Origin of the sequence: Pseudomonas sp. SWI36, assembly GCF_002948105.1 — a bacterium.
GTDB classification, from domain to species: Bacteria; Pseudomonadota; Gammaproteobacteria; order Pseudomonadales; family Pseudomonadaceae; genus Aquipseudomonas; species Aquipseudomonas alloputida.
This window is the reverse complement of record NZ_CP026675.1, coordinates 4,904,933-4,931,157: the sequence shown is the minus strand read 5'-3', so window position 1 is coordinate 4,931,157 and position 26,225 is coordinate 4,904,933. Positions and strand designations below refer to the sequence as shown.

Here is a 26,225-nt window from a genome sequence, read left to right as displayed (position 1 = left end):
CAAATTAGTTTATAGTCATGCAACTAATTAATTTGCAGCTTTCCAGGCCCGCTTCATGTCCGATTCATCAACGCCCCTTGACGATGCCGCCCCTTCAACAAACAAAGCCCGCAGCCCGCTCAGCCGTGTGCTTTCCCCCATTCGCGGGCGGCTGGCGCTGTCGGCGGTGCTGGCTGCGGCGGGTTCGATGCTGGCTTTGGTACCGCTGGCAGGCATTGCGCACATCGCACACCTGGCGTTGAGCGAAACCGCCACATCGGGCGCCATTGGCCGGGCCATCGCAGCCAGCATCGCCAGCCTGTTCACTGGCATGACCCTGATCACCGCAGCCGAAATGCTGGCGCACCAGGCCGACAACCACATCACCCATCACCTGCGCGTGGCGATCGGCCAGCGCCTGATGCAAGTGCCGCTCGGCTGGTTCAGCGAGCGGGCATCAAGCGAAGTGAAACGGGCCATGCAGGACGACATCGGCACACTGCACAGCCTGACCGCGCACTTTTTCACCACACTGGGCCGCACCGTGGGCGCCGTGCTGATTTCCGTGGCCTACCTGTTCGCCATGGACTGGCGCCTTGCCGTGGTCGTGCTGCTGCCCTTCCCGGCGTTCTTCCTGTTTCTGCACCGTGCCATCAAGGCCAGCGCAGCGCATATGGGTGATGTGGTTGCGGGCATGGCGCGCATCGACAACGCGGTGGTCGAGTTCGTCAATGGCATGCCGCTGGTCAAAGCATTCGGCGGGCGCGGCAACGCGCAGGACCGCTACCGTGCCGCGGTCGATGCCTTTGCCAACACCTTCACCGGTTTCACCCGCCCACTGGTTGCGGCGATGGCACGGGCCAATGCCTTGATCGCGCCGGTGACGGTAGTGGGTGTGGTGCTGCTGGCAGGCATGGCGTTCGTGGCCCTGGGCTGGATAGAGCCGCTACAGATACTGCCCTTTGCCTTGGTCGCACCTGGGTTGTGCGCGCCGCTACAGTTGTTGCACTACATCACCCACGACCTCAACAACGCGGTAGGGGCGGCCCAGCGGGTGCAGGCCCTGCTGGACACCCCGGTGCTGCCGGCCCCTGCGGTTGGCAGCCTGCCCAACGGCAGCGAACTGCGCGTGGAGCAACTGAGCCATGCCTACGCCCCCGGCAACAACGTGCTCGATGACGTCAGCTTCACCTTGGCCCCCGGCACCACGACCGCCATCGTCGGCCCCTCTGGCGCCGGCAAGTCGACCCTGGCGCGCCTGCTGCTACGGTTTTTCGACCCAGACGCCGGGCGCATCACCCTGGGTGGCGTCGACCTGCGGCAGATCGAGAGCCGCGAACTGTACCGACGCATAGGTTTCGTGCTGCAGGAGGTGCGGCTGATCCATGCAAGCGTGGCCGACAACATCGCCCTGGGCAAACCGGCTGCAACCCGCGAACAAGTCGAAGCGGCTGCGCGCCTGGCCAACATTCACACACGCATCCTGCAACTGCCGCGTGGCTATGACTCAGTGGTGGGCGAAGACGCGCAATTGTCCGGGGGCGAACAGCAGCGCCTGAGCATTGCTCGCGCCGTGCTGCTCGACCCGCCCGTGCTCGTACTGGACGAGGCCACCGCAGCCGCCGACGCCGAGAGCGAGGCGGCGATCCAGGATGCCTTGTCGCGTTTCGCCCGGGGTCGCACCCTACTGGTCATCGCCCACCGGCTGGACACGGTGATGCATGCCGACCAGATCCTGGTGCTGGACCAAGGCGCCCTGTGTGAACAAGGGCGCCACAGCGAATTGCTCACCCGCCAAGGCCTTTATGCACGGCTGTGGGCGCAGGGTGGTTATCAGGACACCGTGAAAAAGGCGCTGCCAGCATGCTGAAAACCTTCGTTCGACTGCTGGGCGAATGCGCCCCGGCCTGGCGCCGTTACCTGCTGATGACCGTGCTGTACGGGGTATTCAGTGGCCTGACCATCAGTACCCTGGCGCCGCTCATGCTGCATCTGCTGAACAGCGAAATACACGCTGCCAGTGCCTGGTTGGTCGTGCTGGCCGCCGGCATGACGCTGTGCTGGGCCTGGCGACGCCAGGTGGAAAAGGCCGGCATAAGCTTGGCGGTAGCGGTGCTGCAAGGCGGCCGCCAGCACATTGGCGCCCAAGTAGCACAGCTGCCACTGGGTTGGTTCACCCCTGACAACACCGCGCGGCTCGGGCATGTGATCACCCAGGGCACGATGGCTGTGGCTCAACTGCCGGCCCATGTGCTCACGCCCTTGATCAGTGGCAGCGTCACGCCGCTGGTGCTGTTGGTAGCACTGTTCATCCTGCACCCGCCGCTGGGGCTTGTCGCCCTGCTAGCGCTGCCGGCGCTGGCTGCAGTGCTGCTGTTCAGCGCACGCCTGGGGCGCAGGGCCGATCACGCCTTTCACCAGCACTTCGCCGCCGCCAGCCAGCGTATGGTGGAGTTCGCCCAGGCACAGTCGGTGCTGCGGGCCTTCAATGGGGAGGGTGGGGGCACACGGTTGCTGGCGCAAAGCCTGGAGCGCCAGCGCAGCAGCGGCATGGGCCTGATCATTCGTGCTTCGCTGTCAGCACTGCTCAACAGTTGGGCCGTGCAGGCAACATTTGCCGCGCTGTTGGTGGCCGCCGGCCTGTGGTTCGGCGATCAGGCGGGTGGCCAAGCGCAGGACGCAGTTGCGGTGATCGTGGCACTGGTGCTGGTGTGCCGCTTCATCGACCCGCTGCAGGACGTGGCCAGCCATGTCGAGATCCTGCGCGGGGCCCATGGCCAGCTGCAGGAAATCGAACGGATCCTGGCAGCCAAGCCGTTGCCAGAACCCGTCTCGCCCCACCGGCCGGCGGGCGGCGCAATCAACCTGCAAGGGGTGAGCTTGCGCTACAACCCCACCGGGCCCGACGTGCTGCAAAACGTGAACCTGCACATCCCGGCAGGCAGCATGACCGCCGTCATCGGCGCCTCGGGCTCAGGCAAGACATCACTGATGCGCCTGATTGCACGGTTCTTCGATACCACCGAAGGCAGTGTGCGCATTGGCGGCGTCGACGTGCGGCAAATGGCCCGCGCCAGCCTGACCGACACAGTCAGCCAAGTACTGCAGGACACCTGGCTGTTCCAGGGCAGCATCGCCGACAACATCCGTATCGGCAAACCCGATGCCAGCGACGCCGAGGTACTGCAAGCGGCACACATGGCCGGCTTGGGACACACCCTCGAACGGCTGCGCGGGGGCCTCGATACGTCCGTGGGCGAAGGTGGTGCGCAGCTTTCCGGTGGCGAACGCCAGCGTGTGACCATTGCCCGTGCGCTGATCAGGCAAGCACCAGTACTGCTGGTGGACGAAGCCACCGCCGCCCTTGATGCCGAGAACCAGGCCGTGATTGCCCAGACGCTGCACAGCCTGCATGGGCGTTGCACCTTGGTGGTCATCGCACACCAGCTCAGCACCGTGGCCATGGCCGACCATATCGTGGTGCTGGACGCCGGGCAGGTTGTCGAGCAAGGCACACCGGCCACACTGCGCGCCAATGGCGGGCACTATGCACGCATGCTCGAACAGCGCCACGCCGCCAACGGCTGGCGCATCGGGGCACCGAGGGTGGAACACGACTGATGCGTGTTGCATGCCTCATCCTGTTCCTGGTGTTGTGCGCGGCCTCATTGGCTGTCGGCGTTCGTGAGCTGGCCTGGTCTCAGCTGCTTACCCTGCAAGGCGACGCCTGGCTGACCCTGACCGCAAGCCGCCTGCCACGGCTGGCCGCATTGATACTGGTGGGTGTCGGGCTGGCGGTATGCGGTGTGATCCTGCAGCAGATCGTGCGCAACCGTTTCGTTGAACCCGGCACCACCGGCGGGCTCGATGCCGCGCGCCTGGGCATCCTGCTGTCGCTGGGCCTGGCGCCCGCGGCCGGGGCACTGCTGCGCATGCTGTTGGCACTGGCCGTGTGCTTTGCCGCCAGCCTGCTGTTTGTCGCCCTCATCCGCCGCATACGCGCCCGCAACGCGGTGCTGGTGCCGGTCATCGGCCTGATGTACGGCGGCGTGCTGAGTGCGCTGGCCGAGTTCTACGCCTACCGCTTCAACCTGCTGCAAAGCATGCAGGGCTGGTTACTGGGTGATTTTTCCAAGGTGGTGCAGGGCCGCTACGAAATTCTCTACCTGATTGTACCGATCGTGTTGCTCACCTACCTGTACGCACAGCGCTTCACCGTGCTGGGCATGGGCGAAGGCATGGCCACCAGCCTGGGCCTGAACTACACCACCAACGTGACGGTGGGCCTGCTGCTGGTAGCAGTGACGGTGTCGGCCAGCGTGATCATCGTCGGCGCCATCCCCTTCGTCGGCCTGGTGGTGCCCAACCTGGTCGCCCTGCGCCATGGCGACAACCTGCGCCGCACCCTGCCACTGGTGGCGCTGGGCGGTGCGGCCTTGCTGCTGGTCTGCGACCTGCTCGGGCGGTTGCTGATCTACCCGTTCGAAGTGCCCATCGGCCTGACTGCAGGCGGCCTGGGCGGGCTGATCTTCCTCGGGCTGATCATCTGGAGGCAGCGATGAAAGGCCGACACTGCTTGTGGCTGGCCGTGGTCGCTCTGGCCACGCTGTTCGTGTTCGTCAACGCCGGGGCGGATTTCGCATACCTCATCCCCAAGCGCCTTGTGCGCCTGGCGGCCATGGTGATCGGTGGCGTGTGCGTGGCCTGCTCCGCCATCGCCTTCCAGACCCTTTCCGGCAATCGCATCCTCACCCCGGCGATCATGGGCTACGAAGCCGTTTACCTGCTGCTGCAGGCGCTGCTGGTGCTGGGCATGGGCGTGCAGGGGCTGATCGTGCTCGGCAGTGACGGCAATTTCCTGCTCTCGATGCTACTGATGCTCGGCTACTCCTGGGCCCTGCACCGCTGGCTGTTTCGTGACGGCAAAAACAACGTGTACTTCCTGCTGCTGGTCGGCCTGGTGCTGACCATGGTCATGGCCACGTTCACCCAGTTCGTCCAGCTGAAAGTCAGCCCCGGCGAGTTCTCGATGCTGCTGGGCTACACCCAGGCTTCGTTCAACCGGGCATCGCCGCAGTTGCTGCTGTATTCGGCCGTGCTGGTGGCGGGCGTGTGTGTGCTGCTGGCCCGGGCCGTACCGGTGCTGGACGTGCTGGCACTCGGGCGCGACCAGGCCATTTCACTGGGCGTGGACTACCGGCGCAACGTGCGCCTGCTGCTGGCGCTGATCGCAGCGTTGGTCGCGGTGTCGACCAGCCTGTTGGGGCCCACGGCATTCATGGGCGTGTTCGTCGCCAACATCACCTATGCGATGGCCGGTACCTTCCGCCACCGGGTCACCCTGGCCCTCGGCAGCGCCGTGGCCATTGCCGTGTTCATTGCCGCCCAGTTGCTGGTCGAGCATGTCTTCAACTACAGGACCACCGTCGGCATCCTCGTGAACCTGGTGTGTGGCACCTACTTCCTCGCCCTGATGGTGCGCAACCGGGGAGCCGCATGATTACTGTCCACGACCTGCACAAAACCTATGGCAGCAAAGAGGTGTTGAGCGGGGTAAGCGCCAGCTTCCCGCGCGGGCAGCTGACCTCGCTGATCGGCCCCAATGGCGCCGGCAAGTCCACCTTGCTGATGATGCTGGCCCGGCTGCTGGCGCCTGCCAGCGGTGACATACGCCTGGACGGGCAAAGCATCGACAGCATCGCCATCGGCGACTATGCCCGGCGCGTGGCCACCCTGCGCCAGTCGGTCGACTTCAACCTGCGCCTGACCGTCGACGAACTGGTCGCGTTCGGCCGCTTCCCCTACAGCCGTGGTGCGCTCACCGCTGCAGACCGTCGGGCCATCGACCAGGCCATTGCCTTTCTGTCCCTGGAGCCGCTGCGCCAGGCCTACCTCGATGAACTCAGCGGCGGCCAGCGGCAAATGGCCTTTCTGGCCATGACCATCGCCCAACAGACCGACTATCTGCTGCTGGACGAGCCGTTGAACAACCTCGACATGCGCCACGCCGTGCAGATCATGCGCGCCCTGCGTCGGCTGTGCGACGAGTTCGGCCGCACGGTGATTTTGGTGGTGCACGACATCAACTTTGCCGCCGCCTACTCCGACTGCATCGTCGCCATGCAGGGTGGCCGTGTGCATTGCAGCGGCAGCGTCGAGCAGGTTGTGACCGAGCGACAGCTGCACGCGCTGTACGGGCTGGATTTCGACATCACCCACAGCGCGCGCGGCCGCCTGTGCAACTACTTCAACCCACCCGGAGAACAGCAATGAACCGCAACCACCCCGCCAACGGCTGGCCATTGGCGCTACTGCTAGCCGCCACCTTCGCCCTGCACGGCTGCAACGAGCCCACGGCAGCCACAGCGGCACCGGCGAACACCACGCACCATGGCGACTACACGCCGTTAACCGTACAGCACAAACTGGGCACCACAGTGATCAGTCAACTGCCACAGCGCACGGTGGCTCTGGACATGAACGAAGTGGACTTCCTCGACCAGTTGGGCGTACCCGTGGCGGGCATGCCCAAGGACTTCGTGCCGAACTTTCTTGCACGCTATAAGGATGCCGGGCAAACGGCAGATGTCGGCTCGATCGTGCAGCCCAACCTGGAGCGGGTGCATGCGGCGCGGCCTGACCTGATCCTGATCACCTCGCTGCAGGCCAACCACTATGACGAACTGAGCGAAATGGCGCCGACCCTGCACTTCGATGTGGACTATCGCGACAGCGAAACCGGGCATGTCGCCATGGTCAGGCAGCACCTGCTCAGCCTTGGGCAGGTGTTCGGCAAGCAAGGCTTGGCCCAGCGCAAGGCTGACGCACTGGAGGCCAAGCTGGCCCAGGTGCGCAGCGTCACCCGCGACCGCCCGGAGCGGGCCCTGGTGGTGCTGCACAACAACGGCGCCTTCAGCGCCTTCGGCGTGCAGTCGCGCTACGGCTTCATCTTCAATGACCTGGGCGTCAAGCCGGCCACCACTACCCTGGATACCGGCCTGCATGGCCAGCCGATTTCCAGTGAGTTCATCCAGCAGGCCAACCCCGACATCCTCTATGTGGTGGATCGCACCGCCGTCATGGAGCACCGCCCAATGATGACGGCAGACACCTTGGACAACCCCCTGCTGCGCCAGACCAACGCCTGGAAGCACGGCCGCGTGGTGTTCGTCGACCCGCAGGCCTGGTACGTCACGGCCGCCAGCCCGACCTCACTGGCTTTGATCGCGGATGACGTGATCAGGGGCTATCAGGACTAGGCACTGCCTTTTTGCAAATGCCTGCTACTGCGTTAGCACGTGATTCTCATTTGCCTTACGTCTTTGCTTTTTAAATGCAAAAACACAACCCGCCATCTGTCCCTCTGGAGCCATCGCGTGTCCATCCGTACCTTGCACACACTCTCGTCCCCTGCCCTGGCATTGCCTGCGCTGCCGCGCACCCCGCTGGCACATGCCGTATTCATTGGCCTGGCCCTTGGTAGCTGCACACTGGCGCCAATCGCCGCACACGCCGACGCAGCCAACCCCCACGAGGCCGCTGAAGAAAAAACCGCCGCCCCGGAATTGCCCGCCACCCTGATCGACGCCCAAGCCAGCGCTGCCGATCCACTGCCACCGGTGTATGCCGGCGGCCAGGTGGCCACCGGCGGGCGGGTGGGCCTGCTGGGCAACAAAGACTTCATGGAAACGCCGTTCAGCACCGTCAGCTACACCGACACCTACATTCAGGATCTGCAGGCCCGGGACATCACCGACGTTATCGCCGCCACCGACCCGTCAGTGTTCAGCAACGGCCTGACCGGCACCTACAGCGAGAACTACTCGATCCGCGGCTTCCAGACCAGCGTCAGTGACATGACTATCGATGGCCTGTTCGGCATGGCCCCCTACTACCGCGCCTCACCCGAAATGTACGAACGCATCGAAGTACTCAAAGGCCCGTCGGCGCTGCTTAACGGCATGCCGCCCGGCGGTTCGGTGGGCGGTATTGTCAACCTGATTCCCAAGCGCGCTGGCGACACGCCGCTGACCCGGCTGACCGCCACCTACGCTTCCGATGCCCAGCTTGGCGGCCATGTCGACGTTGGCCGGCGCTTCGGTGAGGGCAACCAGTTTGGCGTGCGCTTCAACGGCATGTACCGCGACGGCGACACTGCCATCGACGATCAACGCCAGCGCAATGTGCTGTCTTCTCTGGCCCTGGACTGGCGTGGCGAACGTGGCAAGCTGTCGCTCGACCTGTTCGATACCGACGACCACATCAGCGGCCAGAACCGCGGCATGGGCCTGGCCGCTGGGGTACCAGTCCCCAAACCGCCAAAAAACGACACACTGCTCAACCCCGACTGGGCTTATGTGGAAACCAAGGACAAGGGCGTCATCCTGCGTGGTGAGTACGAGCTGAACGACCAGTTGCTGGCCTATGGCGCGGTCGGCACCAGCAAGACGGACTATCGCTACAGCGGCGCACTCACAGCAACGGTGAACAACAGCGCCGGTGATTTCACCACCGCGATGGGCCAGTTGCAGATGGAGATCCACAAGACTTCTGCCGAGGTGGGGCTGCGTGGCCATTTCGACACCTTCGGCATCAACCACCAATGGTCGGTCAACGCCACCCAGTACAGCGACACGCAAAAGGACTTCGGCCGCCGCGCCGCCGGCTCGAACTGGACGACCAATATCTACAACCCTGTCTGGGGCCCGAAGGTATCGGAGGCCTGGCCACTGATTGCCCACACGGAAAACGACCTGAAAAGTTATGGCATCGCCGACACCCTGTCGGTGCTGGATGACCGGGTGCAACTAACCCTCGGCGTACGTCGCCAGGAAGTGGTCACCGACACTTACAACACCAATACCGGTGCCCGCAACAAACCAGGCTATGACACCCACGCCACCACCCCTGCCGGGGCCATCCTGTTCAAGCTGACCGATGAGCTGTCGCTGTACGCCAACTACATCGAAGGCCTGAGCAAAGGCGCGGCCGCACCGATCACCGCTGCCAACTATGGCGACGTGTTCGCGCCGTACAAATCAAAACAGAAGGAAATCGGCCTCAAGCTCGACCTGGGCACCTTCAGCCACACCTTGGCGCTGTATGAAATCAAGCGCCCGGGCAGCTATACCGACCCGGTCACCAACATCTTTTCGTTCGGTGGCGAGCAGCGTAATCGGGGCGTGGAATGGAGCTTCTTCGGTGCCCCTCTGCCCGACGTGCGCCTGATGGGGGGCGTGGCTTATGTCGACCCCAAGCTGACCAAGACCGCAGGCGGTGCCAACGATGGCAAGACCGCCACGGCCTACCCCAAGGTGCAGGGCAAGCTGGGCATGGAGTGGGACATCCCCGGCCTGGATGGGCTGACCCTGACCGGCAACGTGACCTCACAGTCCAAGCAATACATCAATGCCGAGAACAGCCTGTCGATTCCGGGTTACACGATCTTCGACGTTGGCGCCCGCTTTGTGACCCAGGTCGCCAACAAGCCGGTCACCTTGCGAGCGAACATCGCCAACCTGGGGGACAAGGACTACTGGGGTGTGCCACTGACCCAGACCCTGGGGTTGGGGGCGCCGCGGACCTATCAGCTTTCGGCTAGCGTGGACTTCTAACCGGGTCCCGCTGCGGCGCCAGATACGGCCTCTTCGCGGGCGCGCCCGCTCCCACAGGTCCAGCACAACCCTCAGACTTGTGCTGAAACCTGGGAGCGGGCATGCCCGCGAAGCAGACGACGCGGTCAATGATCAATACATCAGCCGCGCAACTGGTACCAGGTGGTCTTGAGCTGCGAATACTTGTCGAACGAATGCAGTGACAGATCGCGGCCAAACCCCGACTGCTTGCCCCCACCGAACGGCACCGTCACATCCAGCGCATCGACTGTGTTCACCGATACGGTACCGGCTTTCAACGCCCGGGCTACCCGGTGCACCTGGTTGAAGTCGTCGCTCCACACCGAGGCTGCCAGGCCATAGATGCTGTCGTTGGCCAGGCGCACGGCTTCTTCTTCCGTGTCGAAAGCGCTGACCGCCAGTACCGGGCCGAACACCTCCTCGCGCGCCAGGCTCATGCGGCCCTCGACACCGGCAAAAATGGTCGGCTCGATGTAGTTGTCCGAACCTTCGATGGTCAGGCGTCGGCCGCCACACACCAATCGCGCGCCCTCTTGCCCGGCACGCACGATGGCGGCCTCGATGCGGCCGGTCTGCCCGGCATCGACAATGGCCCCGGCGCGGCTCGCCGGATCCAGCGGGTTACCGGGCAGCCACTGGCGAGCCTTGGCCTGCAGGCGCTCGATGAACTCATCGTGGATGGCACGCTGCACGTACAGCCGCGAGTTGGCCGAACACACCTCGCCCTGGTTGAAGAAAATGCCGAAGGCGGCCTTTTCCGCCGCCAGGTCCAGGTCCTGGCAGTTGTCGAACACCAGGTTTGGGCTCTTGCCGCCGCACTCCAGCCACACCTGCTTGAGGTTGGACTGCGCCGAGTACTGCATGAAGTACTTGCCCACCTGGGTGGAGCCGGTGAATACCAGGCAGTCCACATCCGGGTGCAGGCCCAGCGCCTGCCCGGCCTGCTCGCCCAGGCCCGGCACCACGTTCAGTACGCCTTCCGGCAACCCCGCTTCCAGCGCCAGTTGGGCCAGGCGCAGGGCCGAGAACGGTGATTGCTCGGCGGGCTTGAGTACCACGCTGTTGCCGGCAGCCAGCGCCGGGGCCAGCTTCCAGGCGGCCATGTCGAGCGGGAAGTTCCATGGCACCACGGCAGCGACCACGCCGAGGGCTTCGCGGGTGATGGTGGCCAGCGCATTGGCAGCAGTGGGCGCCACCTGGTCATACAGCTTGTCCAGCGCTTCGCCGTACCAGCCGAACACATGTGCCGAGCCCGGCACGTCGATGTTGTAGGCATCCATCACCGGCTTGCCCATGTTCAGCGAGTCCAGCAATGCCAGTTCTTCACGATGGGCCATGATCAGCTCGGCCAGGCGCAGCAGCACTTTCTTGCGCTCGCCCGGCGCCATGCGCGGCCAGGGGCCTTGCTCGAAGGCTCGACGGGCGCTGGCGACAGCCAGGTCGACCTCGGCATGGCCGCAGGCGGCAACCTGTGCCATTACGTTGTTGGTGGCGGGGTTGATGGCTGCGAACGTGGCGCCATCCTGTGCGTTGACGGGTTTGCCGTCGATCAGTGCATGGGCCGGAAGGTAGAGGTCCGAGGCGCGTTGTTGCCAGAATTCGAGAGTGTACATTTGTACTCCAGACGACCGTCGTGGCGGTCCTTCTTGCGCAAGTAACAGGTACCACACAGTCCGCAAGCACGCCGCACTCCCTCTGTGGGAGCGGGCATGCCCGCGAATCAGGCGACACGGTGGATGGCACCGGCTTCGCCGGTGTTCGCGGGCGTGCCCGCTCCCACAGGGAAGTGCGTTGCCCTTGTCAGCGGCTTAGAGCTTGCCGACCAGCCGCGCCGTGCGGTCTACGGCTATCCGGGTCTTCTCCACCAGCTCATCCAGCTCGCTGTGGTTGGCGATCAAGGCCGGGGCCATGATCATCCGGCCCAGGGTCGAGCGAATGATCACCCCTTCCTCGAAACCAAAGGTGCGGCACTGCCAGGCCAGGTCGTTCTCGTTGGCAAAGCGCTTGCGCGTCGGCTTGTGCTCGGCGAACTGCAGCGCCGCCACCAGCCCGGCCCCTTGCACCTGGCCGATCAATGGGTGGTCGGCAAACACTTCCCGCAGGATGCGCTGCAGGTACGGCCCCGTGTCGTCCTTCACCTGGCGCACGATGCCTTCGTCACGCAGCGCCTTCAGGTTGGCGATGGCCACTGCCGCCGCCACCGGGTGGCCGGAATAGGTCAGGCCGTGGGCAAATACCCCGCCGCGCTCCACCAACGCCTCGGCAATGCGCTTGCTCAGCACCAGGCCACCCATGGGCACATAGCCGCTGGTCAGGCCCTTGGCGATCGACAGGGTGTCGGGCTCGAAGCCGAAGTATTCATGGGCGAACCATTCGCCGGTGCGGCCAAAGCCACCGATCACCTCATCGGCGCACAGCAGTACGTCGTACTGGCGGCAGATACGCTGGATTTCCGGCCAGTAGCTTTCCGGCGGGAAGATCATGCCGCCTGCCCCCTGGAAGGGTTCGGCAATGAAGCCGGCAACGTTCTCGGCACCCAGTTCGAGGATCTTTTCCTCCAGCTGCAGGGCGCAGCGGCGGCCGAACTCTGCCGGGGTCAGTTCACCGCCCTCGGCGTACCAGTAGGGTTCGTCGATGTGTGCCACATCCGGAATCAACCCACCCATGTCGTGCATGAACTTCATCCCGCCCAGCGCCGTGGCCGCCAGGGTCGAGCCGTGGTAGCCGTTCCAGCGGCCGATCATGATTTTCTTGCCTGGCTGGCCAACCACCTGCCAGTAGCGGCGCACGGTGCGGATCAGTACCTCGTTGGCCTCGGAGCCGGAGTTGGTGTAGATCGCGTGGCTGTAGTGCCCCGGCAGCAGGCTGAACAGCAGTTCGGACAGTTCGATCACCGCCGGGTGGGTGGTGTGGAAGAACATGTTGTAGTAGGCCAGCTGATCCATTTGCGTGGCCGCGGCGGCCGTCAGGTCACGACGGCCATAACCGAGCTGGGTGCACCACAGGCCGGACATGCCATCCAGGTAACGCTTGCCCTCGCTGTCCCACAGGTGCAGGCGTTCGCCCCCGACGATCACCCGCGGCCCTTCGGCGTTCAGCGCCTTCTGGTCGAGGAAGGCATGAATGTGGTGGGCGGCATCGGCTGCCTGGTAGTCACGGGTCTGGCGTTGCGGGGCGAAAGGCGCGTTCATTGTTGGTTTTCCTTTGCGGTGGGGTTGCAGGGCAGCTGGCGTTCAGCGCAGCTTGCCCATGTAGCTTTCCAGCGGGTCCTTGCCCAGCACGCCCTGGGCATTGGCCAGTGCATCGATGAACAGGGAGAACAGTTCGGACTGGGTGCCGATGTCGAGCTTGGCGTAGACGTTCTTGCGGTGCGACTTGATGGTGTCCTCCGACACTCCCAACCGCTCGGCCAGCGACTTGGTCGAGTGGCCACGCAGGATCAGCTGGGCGATACGGCATTCACGCTCGGTCAGCAGCGAGCTGCCGAAATTGTTCAGCGCGGCATGAATACGTTGCTCAAGGATGTTCTCGAAGCGCCCTGCGCGGCTGTCCAGCCCGGCAAAATGCTTGCCGAGTACCGCCAGCACCCAAGGCGTGATGAGCCCGAACCGGGTACGGCTTTGTCCATCCAGCTTGTCGGTGAAGGCCAGCGACACCGCCAGGCTTTGCCCGGGCGCCACCTGCAGGATGTAGTTGAGTTCATCCTCCAGGTGCGAGTGGCGGTAGAACGATTGGTAGTACTCGCTGACCTCGAAGTGGTCGGGTGCCACTTCGAACAGGCCGTAACAACCGGATTCGACCTGTTCCACACAAGCACCGTAGAACGGGTCGAGCAGGTAGAAGCCCGACAGGTAGCGGCTGACATTGCCCTCGGGCTGCCAGGGCGCCTTGTCATCCTGCTCGAACAGCGCACAGGGCATGCCATCGTGCGGGTACAGGTACACCGTGGTCGCCTGGATCGGCCGGATCACACCCAGTGCAGCAAACAGGCTGGCGGCAAAGCCCGGCCGGCCGATCGCCTCGGTGACCTTGGCCTGGTGCTCGAACCATTGTTCTGAAAGCAATTGATTGGTCACTGTAAGCCTGCCGTTTCTTTTCAGTGGCACCGCCGCCAGTGCGGTGCGTCGTTGAGCAGATACTCCCACGGCGCTGCAGGCACCGGAATCACCCTTTGGGGTGAGCCGGGCAAGGGCTGTGTCCGCTCACCCCAAAGGGTGATTCCGGGTGCCTGCAGGGTGTGGGAGCATCAACCCGCCCCAGCGCTGCGAGCTTTCCGCTCGACCTCCTTGCACAACACCTGACGGTCGCGAGCCTGCTCGCCTGCCGCGGTGTCCTGCATCCCTTTTCAGGAGTTAGCAATGCATACAACAACAAGTACAGCCCATAGCCCCGCCCCGCATGCACCCTCGCAACCCGGCACCAGCACCGGCCGCTTCCGCAAGTCCATGAGCATGACCGCCCTGGTGCTGTTTGGCCTGGCCTACATGGTGCCCCTGGCCGTATTCACCACCTACGGACTGGTCACCCAGATGACCAAAGGGCACCTGCCCACCGCATACCTGCTCACGCTCGCCGCCATGCTGCTGACCGCCTACAGTTACGGCCGCATGGTCCAGGCCCACCCCTACTCCGGCTCGGTCTACACCTACACGCGCAAGGCCTTCGGCAGCCATATCGGCTTCATCACCGGTTGGACACTGCTGCTCGACTACATCTTTCTGCCGCTGCTCAGCTACCTGCTGATCGGCATCTACATGTCGGAATACTTCCCGACCATCCATGCCTGGGTGTGGGTAGCGGGTTCCATTGCCCTGGTCACCTTCCTCAACCTGATTGGCATCGAGTCGATCACCCGGGTTAACTGGATCCTGGTGGTGGTGCAACTGGTGTTCATCATCGTCTTCGTCGCCCTGTCCATTCTCAAGCTCAGCGGACAGGCGGAGCCGGTGTCGCTGCTGGCCCCCTTGCACCACGATGGCTTCAGCGTGCCGTTGATCATGACCGGCGCCGCCGTGCTGTGCCTGTCGTTCCTCGGCTTCGATGCGGTGTCGACCATGGCTGAGGAAACCAGTAACCCGACCTACCGCATTCCCGTGGCGATTCTGGCGGTGTCGTTGATCGGCGGTCTGCTGTTTCTGGTGGTGTCTTATTGCGCGCAGATGGTGTTTCCCGACTGGGGCAGCTTCGCCGACCCGGATTCGGCGTCGGTGGACGTGATGCGCCGGGTGGGCGGCGAGCTGCTGGTAACCGCCTTCACCGCTACCTACGTGGCGGGCTGCTTCGCCTCGGCCATGGTGTCCCAGGCCAGCGTGTCGCGCGTACTGTTCGCCATGGGCCGCGACGGCGCATTGCCGCGGGCATTCGGCCAGCTGGTGACGAAAAAGCGCGTGCCGGCCACTGCCATCCTGGTGGTCAGCCTGCTGTCGCTGATCGCTCTGGTGATCACCCTGGATACCGTGGCGAACATGATCAGCTTTGGCGCACTGTTCGCCTTTTCGGCGGTGAACCTGGCGGTGGTCAAGCACTACCTGGTTGATCAGAAACTGCGCGGTTGCCGCAACTACCTGCTGTACGGCGCCATTCCCGGCCTGGGCTTTCTCAGCACGTTGTGGCTATGGAGCAGCCTGACCAGCCTGTCGTTCACCATCGGCCTGTGCTGGATGGGCCTGGGCCTGTTGGTGCTACTGGGGCTGACCCGGGCGTTGCGCGTGAAGCTGCCAGAGTTGCAGATGGCCGAGTGAGCCCTGACGCCTTGCATGACCGCTCCTGCAAGGCATCGCGAGAACCCGGGTGATAACTGCTCGTTATCACCCGATCCGTATTAATCATTATTCACCCCGCCGTTCGCCCCCTACAGTCCTGACCAACGATTGTCATTGCCAACGGGAAACGAAATGTCCATCGAACACCGCCTGAACCACATCGCCGGCCAGCTCAGTGGCCAGGGTGACGTGCTGCTGCACAGCCTCGACGCCCACACCGGTGAAACACTGCCCTACGCCTTCCACCAGGCGACTGGCGATGAAGTCGAGGCCACCGCCCAGGCCGCCGAGGTGGCCTACCCGAGCTACCGCAGCACCCGCCCGGACCAGCGCGCCGCTTTTCTCGACGCTATCGCCAACGAACTGGACGCGTTGGGTGATGACTTCATCCAGGACGTGATGCGCGAAACCGCACTGCCTGAAGCACGCATCCGCGGCGAACGCAGCCGCACCAGCAACCAGCTGCGCCTGTTTGCCGAAGTGGTACGGCGTGGCGACTTCTACGCTGCACGCATCGACCGCGCCCTGCCCCAGCGCACCCCGCTGCCGCGCCCGGACCTGCGCCAGTACCGCATCGGCGTGGGCCCGGTGGCCGTGTTCGGCGCCAGCAACTTCCCACTGGCCTTCTCCACCGCTGGCGGTGACACCGCTTCGGCGCTGGCCGCCGGCTGCCCGGTGGTGTTCAAGGCACACAGCGGGCACATGCTCACTGCGGCCCATGTGGCCGCGGCCATCGACCGTGCAGTGACCAGCAGCGGTATGCCGGCAGGCGTTTTCAACATGATCTACGGTGCCGGTGTGGGCGAAGCACTGGTCAAGCACCCAGCCATTCAGGCAGTCGGCTTTACCGGCTCGCTGCGCGGTGGCCGCGCCCTGTGCGACATGGCCGCAGCGCGCCCGCAGCCGATCCCTGTGTTCGCCGAAATGAGCAGTATCAACCCGGTGATCGTGCTGCCGCAGGCTCTGCAGGCTCGCGGTGAACAGGTGGCGACCGAGCTGGCCGCCTCGGTGGTGCTGGGCTGCGGGCAGTTCTGCACCAACCCGGGCCTGGTGGTGGGTATCCGCTCGCCGCACTTCGAGCATTTCCTGCAAACGCTGGTGGCACGCATGGCCGACCAGAGCCCGCAGACCATGCTCAACGCTGGCACCCTGCGCAGCTACCAGAACGCTGTGCAGCACCTGCTGGCGCACCCGGGTATCCAGCATCTGGCCGGCCAACCGCAAACCGGTAAACAGGCTCAGCCGCAGTTGTTCAAGGCCGACGTGAGCCTGCTGCTCAATGGCGACCCGCTGTTGCAGGAAGAAGTGTTCGGCCCTAGCACCGTGGTGGTTGAAGTGGCCGATGCCCAGCAATTGGCCGAAGCATTGCGTCACCTGCAAGGTCAGCTGACTGCCACCCTGATTGCCGAACCTGACGACTTGCGCGCCTTTGCCTCACTGGTGCCGTTGCTGGAACGCAAGGCCGGGCGCTTGCTGCTCAATGGCTACCCGACCGGCGTGGAGGTTTCCGATGCCATGGTGCATGGCGGCCCCTACCCGGCCACCTCCGACGCCCGCGGCACTTCGGTGGGCACCTTGGCCATCGACCGCTTCCTGCGCCCGGTGTGCTTCCAGAACTACCCGGACGCACTGCTGCCGGATGCGTTGAAAAACGCTAACCCGCTGGGGATTGCCCGGTTGCTGGAGGGTGTAAGCAGCCGCGAGGCGGTGTGATCTTTCATGGCTGCAACCTGTGCCGGCCCCTTCGCGGCTCTAGCCGCCGAGAGGCCGGCACTGGCGCTTCGAGCTGTATACAATCAGTAAAAAGCTTGCTTACAATACCGAGCGCCTATGACATCGGTAATCGCCGATGCGTATTGCGCAGGCTTGCACCATGTCATCTACAAACCCTGCAAAAACGCTCCTCGTCAAAAACGCCGCACTGCTGGTCACCATGGACGGCGAACGCCGCGAAATCAAGAACGGCGGCCTGTTCATCGAAGACAACCTGATCAAGCAAGTCGGCCCCAGCGATACCCTCCCGCAGCACGCCGACGTGATTCTGGACATGGCCGGCAAGGTGGTCATCCCAGGCCTGGTCAACACCCACCATCACATGTACCAGAGCCTCACCCGCGTGGTACCGGCCGCTCAGGACGGCGAGCTGTTCAACTGGTTGACCAACCTGTACCCGATCTGGGCGCGCCTGACCCCCGAGATGATCGCGGTGTCGACCCAGACCGCCATGGCCGAGCTGATCCTGTCCGGCTGCACCACCTCCAGCGACCACCTGTATATCTACCCCAACGGCTGCAAGCTCGACGACAGCATCCACGCGGCGGCCGAGATCGGCATGCGCTTCCATGCCGCGCGCGGCAGCATGAGCGTGGGCCAGAGCCAAGGCGGCCTGCCACCTGACTCGGTGGTGGAAAAGGAAGCCGACATCCTCAAGGAATCGCAACGCCTGATCGAGGACTACCACGATGCCAGCCACGGGTCGATGCGCCGCATCGTGGTCGCGCCATGCTCGCCGTTCTCGGTCAGCCGCGACCTGATGCGCGAAGCTGCCGTGCTGGCGCGCCAGTATGGGGTGTCGCTGCACACCCACCTGGCCGAGAACGTCAACGACATCGCCTACAGCCGCGAGAAGTTCGGCATGACCCCTGCCGAGTACGCCGAAGACCTTGGCTGGGTCGGCCATGATGTATGGCATGCCCACTGCGTGCAGCTCGACCAGCACGGCATCGAGCTGTTCGCCCGCACCGGCACCGGCGTCGCCCACTGCCCATGCTCGAACATGCGGCTGGCCTCGGGCATCGCCCCGGTACGCAAGATGCGCGACCACGGCGTACCGGTGGGCCTGGGGGTCGATGGCTCTGCCTCCAACGACGGCGCCAGCATGATCGGTGAAGTGCGTCAGGCCCTGCTGCTGCAACGGGTGGGCTTTGGCCCTGACGCGATGACCGCACGCGAAGCACTGGAGATTGCCACCCTGGGTGGCGCGAAAGTGCTCAACCGCAATGATATTGGCGCCCTGGCCCCGGGCATGGTCGCCGATTTCGTCGCCTTCGACCTGGGCCATGTGGCGTATGCCGGCGGCCACCATGACCCATTGGCGGCACTGGTGTTCTGCACCCCGACCCAGGTGCATACCAGCGTGATCAACGGCCGCGTCGTAGTGAAAGACGGCCAGCTGGCCACCGTCGACCTGCCGCGCGTACTGGAACGCCACAACCAGCTGGCCCATCAGCTGGTCAGTGGCACTTGAGGCCTGGCATCAGCTCGGCATCGCCGGGTTGAATGAAGGGCATGCGCAGCCCTTTGGGCTGCGCTGTCACCTAGACAAGCTGCGGGTAGCGCACACTACGATGTCATGTGCACTCAAAGGTCCATGACCATCTCATGCCAGGCCATGCCGCCGTGGTCCGACGGCGACGGTTTCACGTATTGGTAGCCCAGCTTCTGGTACAGGGCCACATGCTGCTCCTTGCACATCAGGTGAATGGTCTGCTTGCCCGCCGCGTGCATGCGCCCGATGAATTCGTTCATCAACAGTTTGGCGTAGCCTTTGCCCTGGTGGGCCGGGTCTACAACCACCGACATGATCACCACGTTCGCGGCCGCCGGGTCATGGCCAACCAGCTCTTTGAAGGCCTCGTCGGACATCACGACCTCGTGGGCGCAGCCACTGTTGATGAAACCCACGATCTCGCCGTCACTTTCCAGCACCAGGAAGCCTTGGGGGTACTGCGTGATACGCGTGCGGATTTTCTCCAGCGTGGCCGCCTCATCCCCTTCATAGGCGCCAATTTCGATGGCGTAGCAACGCTCGGCATCGGCGGGAACGGGGGTGCGGAACTGAAGGGCGCTCATGGCAGGTATCCTTGGCAATGGTAAAAGCAGCCGCCATGATAAATGAGCATCGACCTTGCACTCCATCATTGCGAACTCGGTCAGGTCGAGTGTGTGACGCTTGCTGCCTGCCAAGGAGGGCAAGCATCATGGGGACCTTGCTCTATTGCCACGGATACGCCGATGACCGCTGTAACTTTCCCCTTCACCGAACCCAGCCGCTGCAAACGCCTGAAAGCAGCCAGCAGCAGGGATCATGACAGCGTCGATCAACTGGTAATGGCAGCGCGGCCTTTCGAGAACCGCGAGCGTTATGGGCGCTTCCTGCAGGTGCAGCACCGCTTTCATGGCAGCCTGTTGGCGTTGTATCAGGATGAACAGCTCAACCAGCAACTGCCGGGGCTGGAGGCGCTGTCACGGTTCGCGGCAGTCGAGGCCGACCTGCGCGACCTCAGCCTGCCACTGCCAACACCCGCCCAACCGGTCCGTGTCAGCTCGGCCCAGGCCTTGGGATGGCTGTATTGCAGTGAAGGTTCGAACCTGGGGGCGGCGTTTCTCTACAAGCACACGCAACGTCTTGGGCTGGAGGGTGACAAGGGGGCCCGCCACCTGGCCCCTCACCCGGATGGCCGAGCGCTGCATTGGCGCGAATTTGTTGCCAGGCTGGACAGCCTGGTGCTGGGGGAGCAGGAGGAAGCAGAGGTGGTAGCGGGGGCGATTGCAGCGTTCGACAGTTATCGGCGGCATCTGCGTGAGGTATTTGCAGGCAGTTGACCGAGTGCAACGGCACCTTTAGCGGGCGCTGCACAGCACCAACCGCCACGGCGATTTTCTACAAGTTGTTGCTGTAGCGAACTTTTTCTTGATTCCCTGTCTATGTGTGAGGCACAGAAAGGTAGCGGAACGCGAGACAAGGTTCGCCCCCCACACCTGCTGGCCAGATGGCTCATTCGTTATCAGAGGTTGGCTACGCTCATGAAAATACATGTCGCAAGGTTGGTGCTGCTCGGCCTGTTCTCGCTCGCGGCGATGGGCACGGCATCGGCAACGCAGATGAAAGCCGCCGAACCCGTTTTACCGGCCGTCCAGTCACCGTTGAAGCCAGCCGGCAACCCTTGGTCGAGCGTGGCCAGCGTGGCCGTTGAACAGCCGGCCACGCTCCTGGCGCATGATGACGATCGCTGGCACGACCACCGAAGCGACTGGCGCCGCGAACAGTGGCGGCGTGAACAAGCCCGCCGGGACTGGGAGCGGCGGCGCGACTGGGAACGGCGCCGTGATTGGGAGCGCCGCCATGAGCGCGCCATGCGCCAGCGTCATCATGACGCGCATTATTACTACCGCCGTTGAAGCCCATGCGATCGGTGCAGGGGCGGTGTCAGTCAGCCAGCTGGGAACTCTCGCTCACCGCCTCTGCCTCCATCTTCAAGCGGTCCGCCTTGCAAATGTACTTGGGCTTGCGTGGCGCCAGTTTGGCACTGGCCTTTTTGGCATGCGCCTGCAATAGCTGCTTGATCTTCTTACGACGGTTCATGGTCTAGGGGCCTGTCAGTACGTTTTCGCTGCCGCCATCATACCCCGGCGGCGCGGGGAAAACGCGGTGAACGGCCCAGCGAATGCCTGCTACGGCCATGCAGGTCGCAGGATTCAACGCGTTGACGTTATTTTCACAGTCCGCAGATTAGCGTCACGCCCTTTCCGGCCACGCGCACAACCGCTGGCCGCCAAGGTACAACGAGGCATACGTGTCACACACTACATCCCCCGCCGCGCACAAGCGCGTGGACTGGGCCGGCCTCGGCTGGCTCTTGCTGTTCTTCTGGTATTTCTCCGGTGTAACCCAGGCGCTGCTGCTGTTCAGCGGGACGACCGGCTTCGCCGGTTTTCGCGATGCGTTGTTCCTCAGCAGCCTGTGGCTGGCGCCCGTCCTGTTGCTGCCGCGTTTCACACGCGCCACCGCGGCAATCATCGGTCTGGTGCTGTGGGCGGCTTCGCTGGTGGGCCTGAGCTACTTCGGCATCTATCGCCAGGAGTTTTCACAAAGCGTCATCTTTGTGATGTTCGAGTCCAACACCGCCGAGGCTGGTGAGTACTTCAGCCAATACTTCAGCGTGGGGCTGGGCCTGGCACTGGTGCTGTACACGCTGGTTGCGGTAATGCTGTGGCGGCGCGTGCGCCCGGTCAGCCTGCCACTGCGCAGTCGCCTGCCGGTGGTCGTGCTATTGCTGGTGGCCAACCTGGTCGTGCCGTTCTACAAGCAGATGGTGACCCAGGAGCGCAACTTCGCCGATGCGCTCGAAAAAGTGCAGCAGCGAATGGAACCGGCCGTACCTTGGCAGTTGCTGGTCGGTTACCGACAGTACCGCCAGCAACTGGACAACATGCAGAAACTGCTGGCTCAGAATGCCGCACTGCCACCGCTGCAAAACCTGCGCGACAGCAGTGGCACTGCGCCACGCACCTTGGTATTGGTGCTCGGCGAGTCGACCACCCGCGAGCACATGCACCTGTATGGCTATGACCGCGACACCACGCCCAACCTCGACGCGCTGGCCGCCAGCGACTCGGGCCTGACCGTGTTCCGCGACGTGGTATCGCCGCGCCCGTACACCATCGAAGTGATGCAGCAGATCCTCACGTTCGGCGACGAACAGAACCCGGATCGCTTTCTCACCGACCCGTCGCTGATCAACCTGCTCAAACAGGCAGGCTACAAGACCTTCTGGATCACCAACCAGCAGACCTTGACCAAGCGCAACACCATGCTCACCACCTTCTCGCAGCAAACAGACGCGCCGGTGTACCTGAACAACCAGCGCAACCAGAATGCCCGCCAGTACGATGACGTGGTGCTGGCGCCGTTCGAGAAAGCCCTGCAAGACCCTGCGCCCAACAAGTTCATCATCGTGCACCTGCTGGGCACGCACATGGACTACCGCTACCGCTACCCGGACGACTATGCGCACTTCAACGACAGGCAGGGTGTGCCAGCCAAGCTGACAGCGGACCAGGCAAAAACCTACAACTTCTATGACAACGCGGTGCGCTACAACGACTATGTGGTATCGAGCCTGATCAAGCGTTATGCGGCAGGCAACCCCAATGGGTTCCTGATGTACCTGTCCGATCATGGTGAAGACGTGTACAGCTCCGGTGACCACGACCGCTTGGGGCGCAACGAAGGCGCACCGACCCGGCCGATGTACACCATCCCGTTCCTGCTGTGGACCTCGCCTAGCTGGCAGGCCGAGCACCCGCGTGACTTGCAGGCAATGGCCGATCGCCCCTACAGCAGTTCGCACCTGATCCATACCCTGTCAGACCTGGCCGGGTTGAGCTATGACCGCTATGAACCGGCCAAGAGCCTGGTGAGCCCACAGTTCGTGGTAGCACCACGCTGGATCGGCGACCCATACCGCAAGAATGGCTTGCGCGAGTTCGACCACCTGCCGCTGGACAAGGCCGACGGGGTACAGGAAACAGCCAGCACCCGGCAGTAATGAGGCCAAGGTTCATGCAGGGCAGCTACCCTGCCGGGCACTCCCCCGCACCGCCTCGGCCAACTGGCGCAGGTTGGCCTGGTGCGCATTCACCAGGCTGGTGATGCTGTTGTCCGCAGCAGTCTGCACTGACGTACGGCAGGTCAGCTCGACCTGCCCTTGCTGCTTCAGGCGCCACACGGCCTCCAGCGAGGCGTAGCGCCCTGGTACCGTGTCGAAGCGTTGCACATCCACCCGCAGCGACGCCTTGCCGCCACCCGCCGGGCCGCCCAACTGGTCCTGCAGGGCGCTGCGGAATTCATCCACCAGGTTGGCGCCCCACCACTCCGTCTCCAGAATGGCCAGGCCACTCTGCCCTTGCCGCACCACCAACTGTGGGCGGTCGACCTGGGGCGGCACAGCCACCCTGACCACCTGGATGCGCTGGCCGCTGTCACGTACCGGGTCGCTCGGTACCAACGTGTGGTAGTTGTTCGGCGTACTGCTGCAGCCCCCGAGCCACACCAGCAGGCTGGCCACACATGCATTGCGCAGTCGTTGCATCGGCTGTCTCCTCAGGGTTCAAGGTCTGCGGACCCGGCCGCTTTCGGCCGGCCACGAATCAGCGACTCGGGGTGGCGGCCCAGGTAATCGGCAAGGTCACGTAGCGAACGCGACATGCGTTCCAGCTCGTCCAGTGTTTCGCCCATTCGCTCGCGCTGCGGCGAATCTTCGGAAATGGCCGAGTTGGCCGTGCGCAGGGTCTTGTGCACCTCGTCCAGCGCCACTTTCACCTCCGGCAACGTCTGGCCATTGAACTGCTTTAGGCTGGCGCGCAGTTCACGCAGGCTGCCGTCCAGGTTACCGGCGATGCTTTCCAGCGGCAGCTTGGCAATGCGCTCCATCACCCGCTGCAGCTGTTCCTGCAACTGCTCAAGGCTGCCGGGCAGCGTCGGGATCATGATGGGGTCGGCAGCCATGTCGAAGGCCACCTTGGGGGCATCGGGGTAAAAGTCCAGCGAAATGAACATCTGCCCGGTGATCAGGTTGCCGCTACGCGCCTGGGCCCGAAGCCCATGTTCGACAAAGGTGCCAATCAGTTTCCGCGCCCCTTGCATGTCGCCCTCGGTGTGCTTGAACACCGCCAGCATCTTGCGGTGCACCGGCCCTAGCCGCTGCGGGTAGATCACCGCATCGACCACTACCGGGAAGCTCTGCCGCGTAGCATCGTAATCGAGCTGGATCGAGGTGACCCGGCCAAACTCCACACCCTTGAACTCCACTGGCGCGCCCACCGACAGGCCGCGCATGGCCTGGTCGAAGCGCAACTGCAGGTACTGCGCCTGGCCATGCGGAGGCGACAGCGCCATGTCGCGGTCGGCGAATAGCTGGAAGCGGGCCTGGTCGGCAGCAGGCTCGGCTTGCGCGGCGAAATCGGGCGAGCCGAAGGCCAGCCCGCCCACCAGAATCGACGACAGCGATTCGGTATCGACCTTCAGGCCATTGGCACCGATCTGCATGTCGATGCCACTGGCATTCCAGAAGCGCGTGTCAGCAGTGACGAACGTGTCGTAGGGCGCCTGCACGAACACGCCAATCTCTACCCCCTTGCCATCGTCCTGGAGGGCAAAGGACACCACCTCACCCACCGGGATCTTGCGGTAGTAGATCGAAGAGCCGATATCCAGCGAGCCGAGGTCGCTGGCGACAAGAACAAAGCGCTTGCCCTTTTCGTCATAGGTGATCGGCGGTGGCAGCTCCAGCCCGACAAAAGACTTTTCCGGCACCTTCGACTCGCCGGAATCAGCCCCGATGAAACTGCCCGAAAGCAGCGTGTCCACCCCGGAAACCCCGCCCACGCCGATGCGCGGTCGCACCACCCAGAAGCGTGCCCCCCGGGTAGCGAATGAACGGGCATCGTTGGAGAGCTGAACCTTGGCCACCACGCTCTTCTTGTCGTCGGCCAAATCCACCGTGGTCACTTCGCCAATCACCACACTGCGGTACTTTACCTGGGTCTTGTGCGCCACCAATCCCTCCCCGCTGTGGAAAGAAATGGTAATCACCGGCCCTTGCTGCATCCAGTTGCGCACCACCAGCGAAGCGCCGATCAGGATCGCCAGGATCGGCACGATCCATACCAGCGACACACTCCAACGTCGGGTGCGCACTTCAACCTGCCCAGGGCCCTCGCGCTTGTCAGTCTGTTGCCCCATCAATGCGGCCTCCCCTCGTTGGCATGGCTATCCCAGATCAGGCGTGGATCAAAGCTCATCGCAGAGAACATGGTCAGCACTACCACCATGCCAAAGAACAGAATGCCCACACGCGGCTCGATGGTGCCCAGCCCGCGTAGTTGCACCAGCGCAGCCACCAGCGCCACTACCATCACATCGAGCATGGACCAATAGCCGATCAGCTCGACGAAGCGGTACAACTGCGAACGCTGCCGGCAGGCCCAGGAAGAACCACGCTGGGCAGTGAACAGCAGCAGGCCAAGGGAGAAGAACTTGATGGCGGGCACACCCACGCTGGCAATGAAGATGATCAGCGCGATGTCCCAGGCCCCGGCTTCCCAGAACTCCAGCACGCCACCGCCAATGGTGCTTTCTGTACCACTGCCGAGCATTTCGGTGTGCATCACCGGCAGCAGGTTGGCGGGGATGTAGAAAATCAGTGCGGCCAGCAGAAACGCCCAGCCACGGCTGATGGCATTGGCCTTGCGCCGGTGAATGACGGCGCCGCAACGGTTGCAGGTGTGCGCGCCACTGCGCGTGTCGCATGCCTGGCCACAGCCATGGCACAGACACAAGCCAAGGTCGTGCGCCTTGACCGGGGCAGTCATACCTGTTCCCACAAGTCGCGGATGTCCTTGCCGGCAATGTGGATGATCAACATGCTCAATGCGGCCAGGGCCAGCAGGCCGATACCGGGGATCACATCGAGCAGCCCCGCCAGTTTGATCACTGCCACCATTGCCCCCAGCAGACACACCTCCAGCATGCTCCAGGGCCGCAGGCTTTCCAGGCCACGCATGCACAGGGCAAAGCCGGGGGCACGCTGGCCGGCAAGGGCAAAACTCAACACCCAGCACAACAGGGCAATTTGCAGCAGCGGCGCAAAAATGATCGACAGCGCCATGACCAGGGCGATGAAGGTGATACTGCCGTGACTGAGAATCTGCACGGCGTCCCACAATGTGGCCGAGTGGGTCAGCCCCTGCATGCCGATGGTCATCACCGGGTAATAGTTGGCGAACACCAGCAGGACGCCGCCAGTCACACTCAGTGCCAGCCGCTGCTCGATGGTCAGTGACCTGTGCCGGTACAGCACGCCGCCACAGCACGGGCAAAGGGCACGTTGATGTTTGAGCAGCGGTGCACGGTGGTACACCGTGTCGCAATACTCGCAGATGATCAGATCTTGCGTCTGGCTCATGGTTTGCCCACGGGTAGCCTTGGATCAGGCCAGGAGGCTAATCGGAACGGCGTCTGATATCCGGTGTAGACCATCTGGGCAAAACTTCCATCACGACATCA

The 26,225-nt window shown here is 63.7% G+C and carries 22 protein-coding genes; 13 read left to right on the top strand and 9 right to left on the bottom strand.

Annotation, left to right across the window (positions count from 1 at the left end; all coding sequences use genetic code 11):
• The first annotated feature begins 55 nt into the window (after window positions 1–55).
• The 7 genes from C4Q27_RS23525 (at window position 56) to C4Q27_RS23495 (ending at window position 9,593) form a co-directional block, all read left to right on the top strand.
• On the top strand, window positions 56–1,849 hold the full coding sequence (locus tag C4Q27_RS23525; RefSeq protein WP_104887424.1) for an ABC transporter ATP-binding protein: 1,794 nt from the start codon (window positions 56–58) through the stop codon (window positions 1,847–1,849).
• Entirely contained in the window at window positions 1,843–3,600 is a 1,758-nt protein-coding gene (locus tag C4Q27_RS23520; RefSeq protein ID WP_104887423.1) for an ABC transporter ATP-binding protein, read from the top strand. Before C4Q27_RS23525 ends, C4Q27_RS23520 begins: the two co-directional genes overlap by 7 nt.
• Window positions 3,600–4,541, top strand: a complete 942-nt coding sequence (locus C4Q27_RS23515) for an ABC transporter permease (RefSeq protein ID WP_064491495.1) — start codon at window positions 3,600–3,602, stop codon at window positions 4,539–4,541. Before C4Q27_RS23520 ends, C4Q27_RS23515 begins: the two co-directional genes overlap by 1 nt.
• The gene (locus tag C4Q27_RS23510; protein WP_019438991.1) at window positions 4,538–5,479 is read left to right on the top strand and encodes an iron chelate uptake ABC transporter family permease subunit; all 942 of its coding nucleotides are present in this window, start codon (window positions 4,538–4,540) and stop codon (window positions 5,477–5,479) included. The genes C4Q27_RS23515 and C4Q27_RS23510 overlap by 4 nt, the downstream gene beginning before the upstream one ends.
• Complete coding sequence (locus C4Q27_RS23505) at window positions 5,476–6,252, top strand: ABC transporter ATP-binding protein (protein WP_064491494.1); 777 nt, start codon at window positions 5,476–5,478, stop codon at window positions 6,250–6,252. Before C4Q27_RS23510 ends, C4Q27_RS23505 begins: the two co-directional genes overlap by 4 nt.
• On the top strand, window positions 6,249–7,238 hold the full coding sequence (locus C4Q27_RS23500) for a siderophore ABC transporter substrate-binding protein (RefSeq protein ID WP_064491493.1): 990 nt from the start codon (window positions 6,249–6,251) through the stop codon (window positions 7,236–7,238). Before C4Q27_RS23505 ends, C4Q27_RS23500 begins: the two co-directional genes overlap by 4 nt.
• Before the next feature lie 117 nt (window positions 7,239–7,355).
• Entirely contained in the window at window positions 7,356–9,593 is a 2,238-nt protein-coding gene (locus tag C4Q27_RS23495) for a TonB-dependent siderophore receptor (RefSeq protein WP_104887422.1), read from the top strand.
• Between the two features lie 140 nt (window positions 9,594–9,733).
• On the opposite strand, the gene C4Q27_RS23490 is transcribed toward C4Q27_RS23495, so the two are convergent.
• The 3 genes from C4Q27_RS23490 to C4Q27_RS23480 form a co-directional block, all read right to left on the bottom strand.
• Window positions 9,734–11,227, bottom strand: a complete 1,494-nt coding sequence (locus C4Q27_RS23490; RefSeq protein ID WP_104887421.1) for an aldehyde dehydrogenase — start codon at window positions 11,225–11,227, stop codon at window positions 9,734–9,736.
• Window positions 11,228–11,422: 195 nt separating this feature from the next.
• Entirely contained in the window at window positions 11,423–12,805 is a 1,383-nt protein-coding gene (locus tag C4Q27_RS23485) for an aspartate aminotransferase family protein (protein WP_003250846.1), read from the bottom strand.
• A 42-nt stretch (window positions 12,806–12,847) separates the two neighbouring features.
• On the bottom strand, window positions 12,848–13,690 hold the full coding sequence (locus tag C4Q27_RS23480) for a helix-turn-helix transcriptional regulator (RefSeq protein ID WP_010953510.1): 843 nt from the start codon (window positions 13,688–13,690) through the stop codon (window positions 12,848–12,850).
• A 282-nt stretch (window positions 13,691–13,972) separates the two neighbouring features.
• Here C4Q27_RS23480 and C4Q27_RS23475 point away from each other — a divergent pair, with 282 nt between their 5' ends.
• The 3 genes from C4Q27_RS23475 to C4Q27_RS23465 all read left to right on the top strand — a co-directional run bounded on the left by C4Q27_RS23475 (window position 13,973) and on the right by C4Q27_RS23465 (window position 18,623).
• Window positions 13,973–15,355, top strand: a complete 1,383-nt coding sequence (locus tag C4Q27_RS23475; protein WP_104887420.1) for an APC family permease — start codon at window positions 13,973–13,975, stop codon at window positions 15,353–15,355.
• 153 nt (window positions 15,356–15,508) lie between these two features.
• The gene (locus tag C4Q27_RS23470; protein ID WP_104887419.1) at window positions 15,509–17,089 is read left to right on the top strand and encodes an aldehyde dehydrogenase (NADP(+)); all 1,581 of its coding nucleotides are present in this window, start codon (window positions 15,509–15,511) and stop codon (window positions 17,087–17,089) included.
• A gap of 160 nt (window positions 17,090–17,249) precedes the next feature.
• On the top strand, window positions 17,250–18,623 hold the full coding sequence (locus C4Q27_RS23465) for an 8-oxoguanine deaminase (RefSeq protein ID WP_064493523.1): 1,374 nt from the start codon (window positions 17,250–17,252) through the stop codon (window positions 18,621–18,623).
• Window positions 18,624–18,736: 113 nt separating this feature from the next.
• Here the strand turns inward: C4Q27_RS23465 and C4Q27_RS23460 are convergent, their stop codons facing one another.
• Window positions 18,737–19,228, bottom strand: coding sequence for a GNAT family N-acetyltransferase (locus C4Q27_RS23460; RefSeq protein WP_004575420.1), 492 nt, complete (start codon window positions 19,226–19,228; stop codon window positions 18,737–18,739).
• Window positions 19,229–19,390: 162 nt separating this feature from the next.
• Here C4Q27_RS23460 and C4Q27_RS23455 point away from each other — a divergent pair, with 162 nt between their 5' ends.
• Entirely contained in the window at window positions 19,391–19,981 is a 591-nt protein-coding gene (locus tag C4Q27_RS23455; RefSeq protein ID WP_104887418.1) for a biliverdin-producing heme oxygenase, read from the top strand.
• Window positions 19,982–20,182: 201 nt separating this feature from the next.
• Complete coding sequence (locus tag C4Q27_RS23450; protein ID WP_104887417.1) at window positions 20,183–20,557, top strand: hypothetical protein; 375 nt, start codon at window positions 20,183–20,185, stop codon at window positions 20,555–20,557.
• A gap of 28 nt (window positions 20,558–20,585) precedes the next feature.
• Here the strand turns inward: C4Q27_RS23450 and C4Q27_RS23445 are convergent, their stop codons facing one another.
• Window positions 20,586–20,741: a DUF2986 domain-containing protein gene (locus C4Q27_RS23445; protein WP_064493526.1), complete on the bottom strand. Its 156-nt coding sequence runs from the start codon at window positions 20,739–20,741 to the stop codon at window positions 20,586–20,588.
• A gap of 211 nt (window positions 20,742–20,952) precedes the next feature.
• On the opposite strand from C4Q27_RS23445, the gene C4Q27_RS23440 reads away from it, so the two are divergent.
• Window positions 20,953–22,707: a phosphoethanolamine transferase CptA gene (locus C4Q27_RS23440; protein WP_104887416.1), complete on the top strand. Its 1,755-nt coding sequence runs from the start codon at window positions 20,953–20,955 to the stop codon at window positions 22,705–22,707.
• Between the two features lie 12 nt (window positions 22,708–22,719).
• Here the strand turns inward: C4Q27_RS23440 and C4Q27_RS23435 are convergent, their stop codons facing one another.
• The 4 genes from C4Q27_RS23435 to C4Q27_RS23420 are packed head-to-tail and all read right to left on the bottom strand — an operon-like array spanning window position 22,720 to window position 26,124.
• Window positions 22,720–23,250: a membrane integrity-associated transporter subunit PqiC gene (locus tag C4Q27_RS23435; protein ID WP_104887415.1), complete on the bottom strand. Its 531-nt coding sequence runs from the start codon at window positions 23,248–23,250 to the stop codon at window positions 22,720–22,722.
• A gap of 11 nt (window positions 23,251–23,261) precedes the next feature.
• Window positions 23,262–24,902 carry an intermembrane transport protein PqiB gene (locus C4Q27_RS23430; protein ID WP_104887414.1) on the bottom strand — a complete coding sequence of 547 codons (1,641 nt, stop codon included), beginning with the start codon at window positions 24,900–24,902 and terminating at the stop codon, window positions 23,262–23,264.
• Complete coding sequence (locus C4Q27_RS23425; protein ID WP_064493530.1) at window positions 24,902–25,531, bottom strand: paraquat-inducible protein A; 630 nt, start codon at window positions 25,529–25,531, stop codon at window positions 24,902–24,904. Before C4Q27_RS23425 ends, C4Q27_RS23430 begins: the two co-directional genes overlap by 1 nt.
• On the bottom strand, window positions 25,528–26,124 hold the full coding sequence (locus C4Q27_RS23420; protein ID WP_064493531.1) for a paraquat-inducible protein A: 597 nt from the start codon (window positions 26,122–26,124) through the stop codon (window positions 25,528–25,530). The genes C4Q27_RS23425 and C4Q27_RS23420 overlap by 4 nt, the downstream gene beginning before the upstream one ends.
• Window positions 26,125–26,225 lie beyond the last annotated feature (101 nt).

Coding starts and splice junctions, on each gene's coding strand:
- C4Q27_RS23515 (WP_064491495.1), top strand. CDS start 3,600: ATGCGTGTTGCATGCCTCATCCTGTTCCTGGTGTTGTGCGCGGCCTCA.
- C4Q27_RS23470 (WP_104887419.1), top strand. CDS start 15,509: ATGTCCATCGAACACCGCCTGAACCACATCGCCGGCCAGCTCAGTGGC.
- C4Q27_RS23455 (WP_104887418.1), top strand. CDS start 19,391: ATGACCGCTGTAACTTTCCCCTTCACCGAACCCAGCCGCTGCAAACGC.
- C4Q27_RS23460 (WP_004575420.1), bottom strand. CDS start 19,228: ATGAGCGCCCTTCAGTTCCGCACCCCCGTTCCCGCCGATGCCGAGCGT.
- C4Q27_RS23500 (WP_064491493.1), top strand. CDS start 6,249: ATGAACCGCAACCACCCCGCCAACGGCTGGCCATTGGCGCTACTGCTA.
- C4Q27_RS23425 (WP_064493530.1), bottom strand. CDS start 25,531: ATGACTGCCCCGGTCAAGGCGCACGACCTTGGCTTGTGTCTGTGCCAT.
- C4Q27_RS23445 (WP_064493526.1), bottom strand. CDS start 20,741: ATGAACCGTCGTAAGAAGATCAAGCAGCTATTGCAGGCGCATGCCAAA.
- C4Q27_RS23465 (WP_064493523.1), top strand. CDS start 17,250: ATGTCATCTACAAACCCTGCAAAAACGCTCCTCGTCAAAAACGCCGCA.
- C4Q27_RS23520 (WP_104887423.1), top strand. CDS start 1,843: ATGCTGAAAACCTTCGTTCGACTGCTGGGCGAATGCGCCCCGGCCTGG.
- C4Q27_RS23490 (WP_104887421.1), bottom strand. CDS start 11,227: ATGTACACTCTCGAATTCTGGCAACAACGCGCCTCGGACCTCTACCTT.
- C4Q27_RS23485 (WP_003250846.1), bottom strand. CDS start 12,805: ATGAACGCGCCTTTCGCCCCGCAACGCCAGACCCGTGACTACCAGGCA.
- C4Q27_RS23475 (WP_104887420.1), top strand. CDS start 13,973: ATGCATACAACAACAAGTACAGCCCATAGCCCCGCCCCGCATGCACCC.
- C4Q27_RS23525 (WP_104887424.1), top strand. CDS start 56: ATGTCCGATTCATCAACGCCCCTTGACGATGCCGCCCCTTCAACAAAC.
- C4Q27_RS23435 (WP_104887415.1), bottom strand. CDS start 23,250: ATGCAACGACTGCGCAATGCATGTGTGGCCAGCCTGCTGGTGTGGCTC.
- C4Q27_RS23450 (WP_104887417.1), top strand. CDS start 20,183: ATGAAAATACATGTCGCAAGGTTGGTGCTGCTCGGCCTGTTCTCGCTC.
- C4Q27_RS23510 (WP_019438991.1), top strand. CDS start 4,538: ATGAAAGGCCGACACTGCTTGTGGCTGGCCGTGGTCGCTCTGGCCACG.
- C4Q27_RS23505 (WP_064491494.1), top strand. CDS start 5,476: ATGATTACTGTCCACGACCTGCACAAAACCTATGGCAGCAAAGAGGTG.
- C4Q27_RS23420 (WP_064493531.1), bottom strand. CDS start 26,124: ATGAGCCAGACGCAAGATCTGATCATCTGCGAGTATTGCGACACGGTG.
- C4Q27_RS23430 (WP_104887414.1), bottom strand. CDS start 24,902: ATGGGGCAACAGACTGACAAGCGCGAGGGCCCTGGGCAGGTTGAAGTG.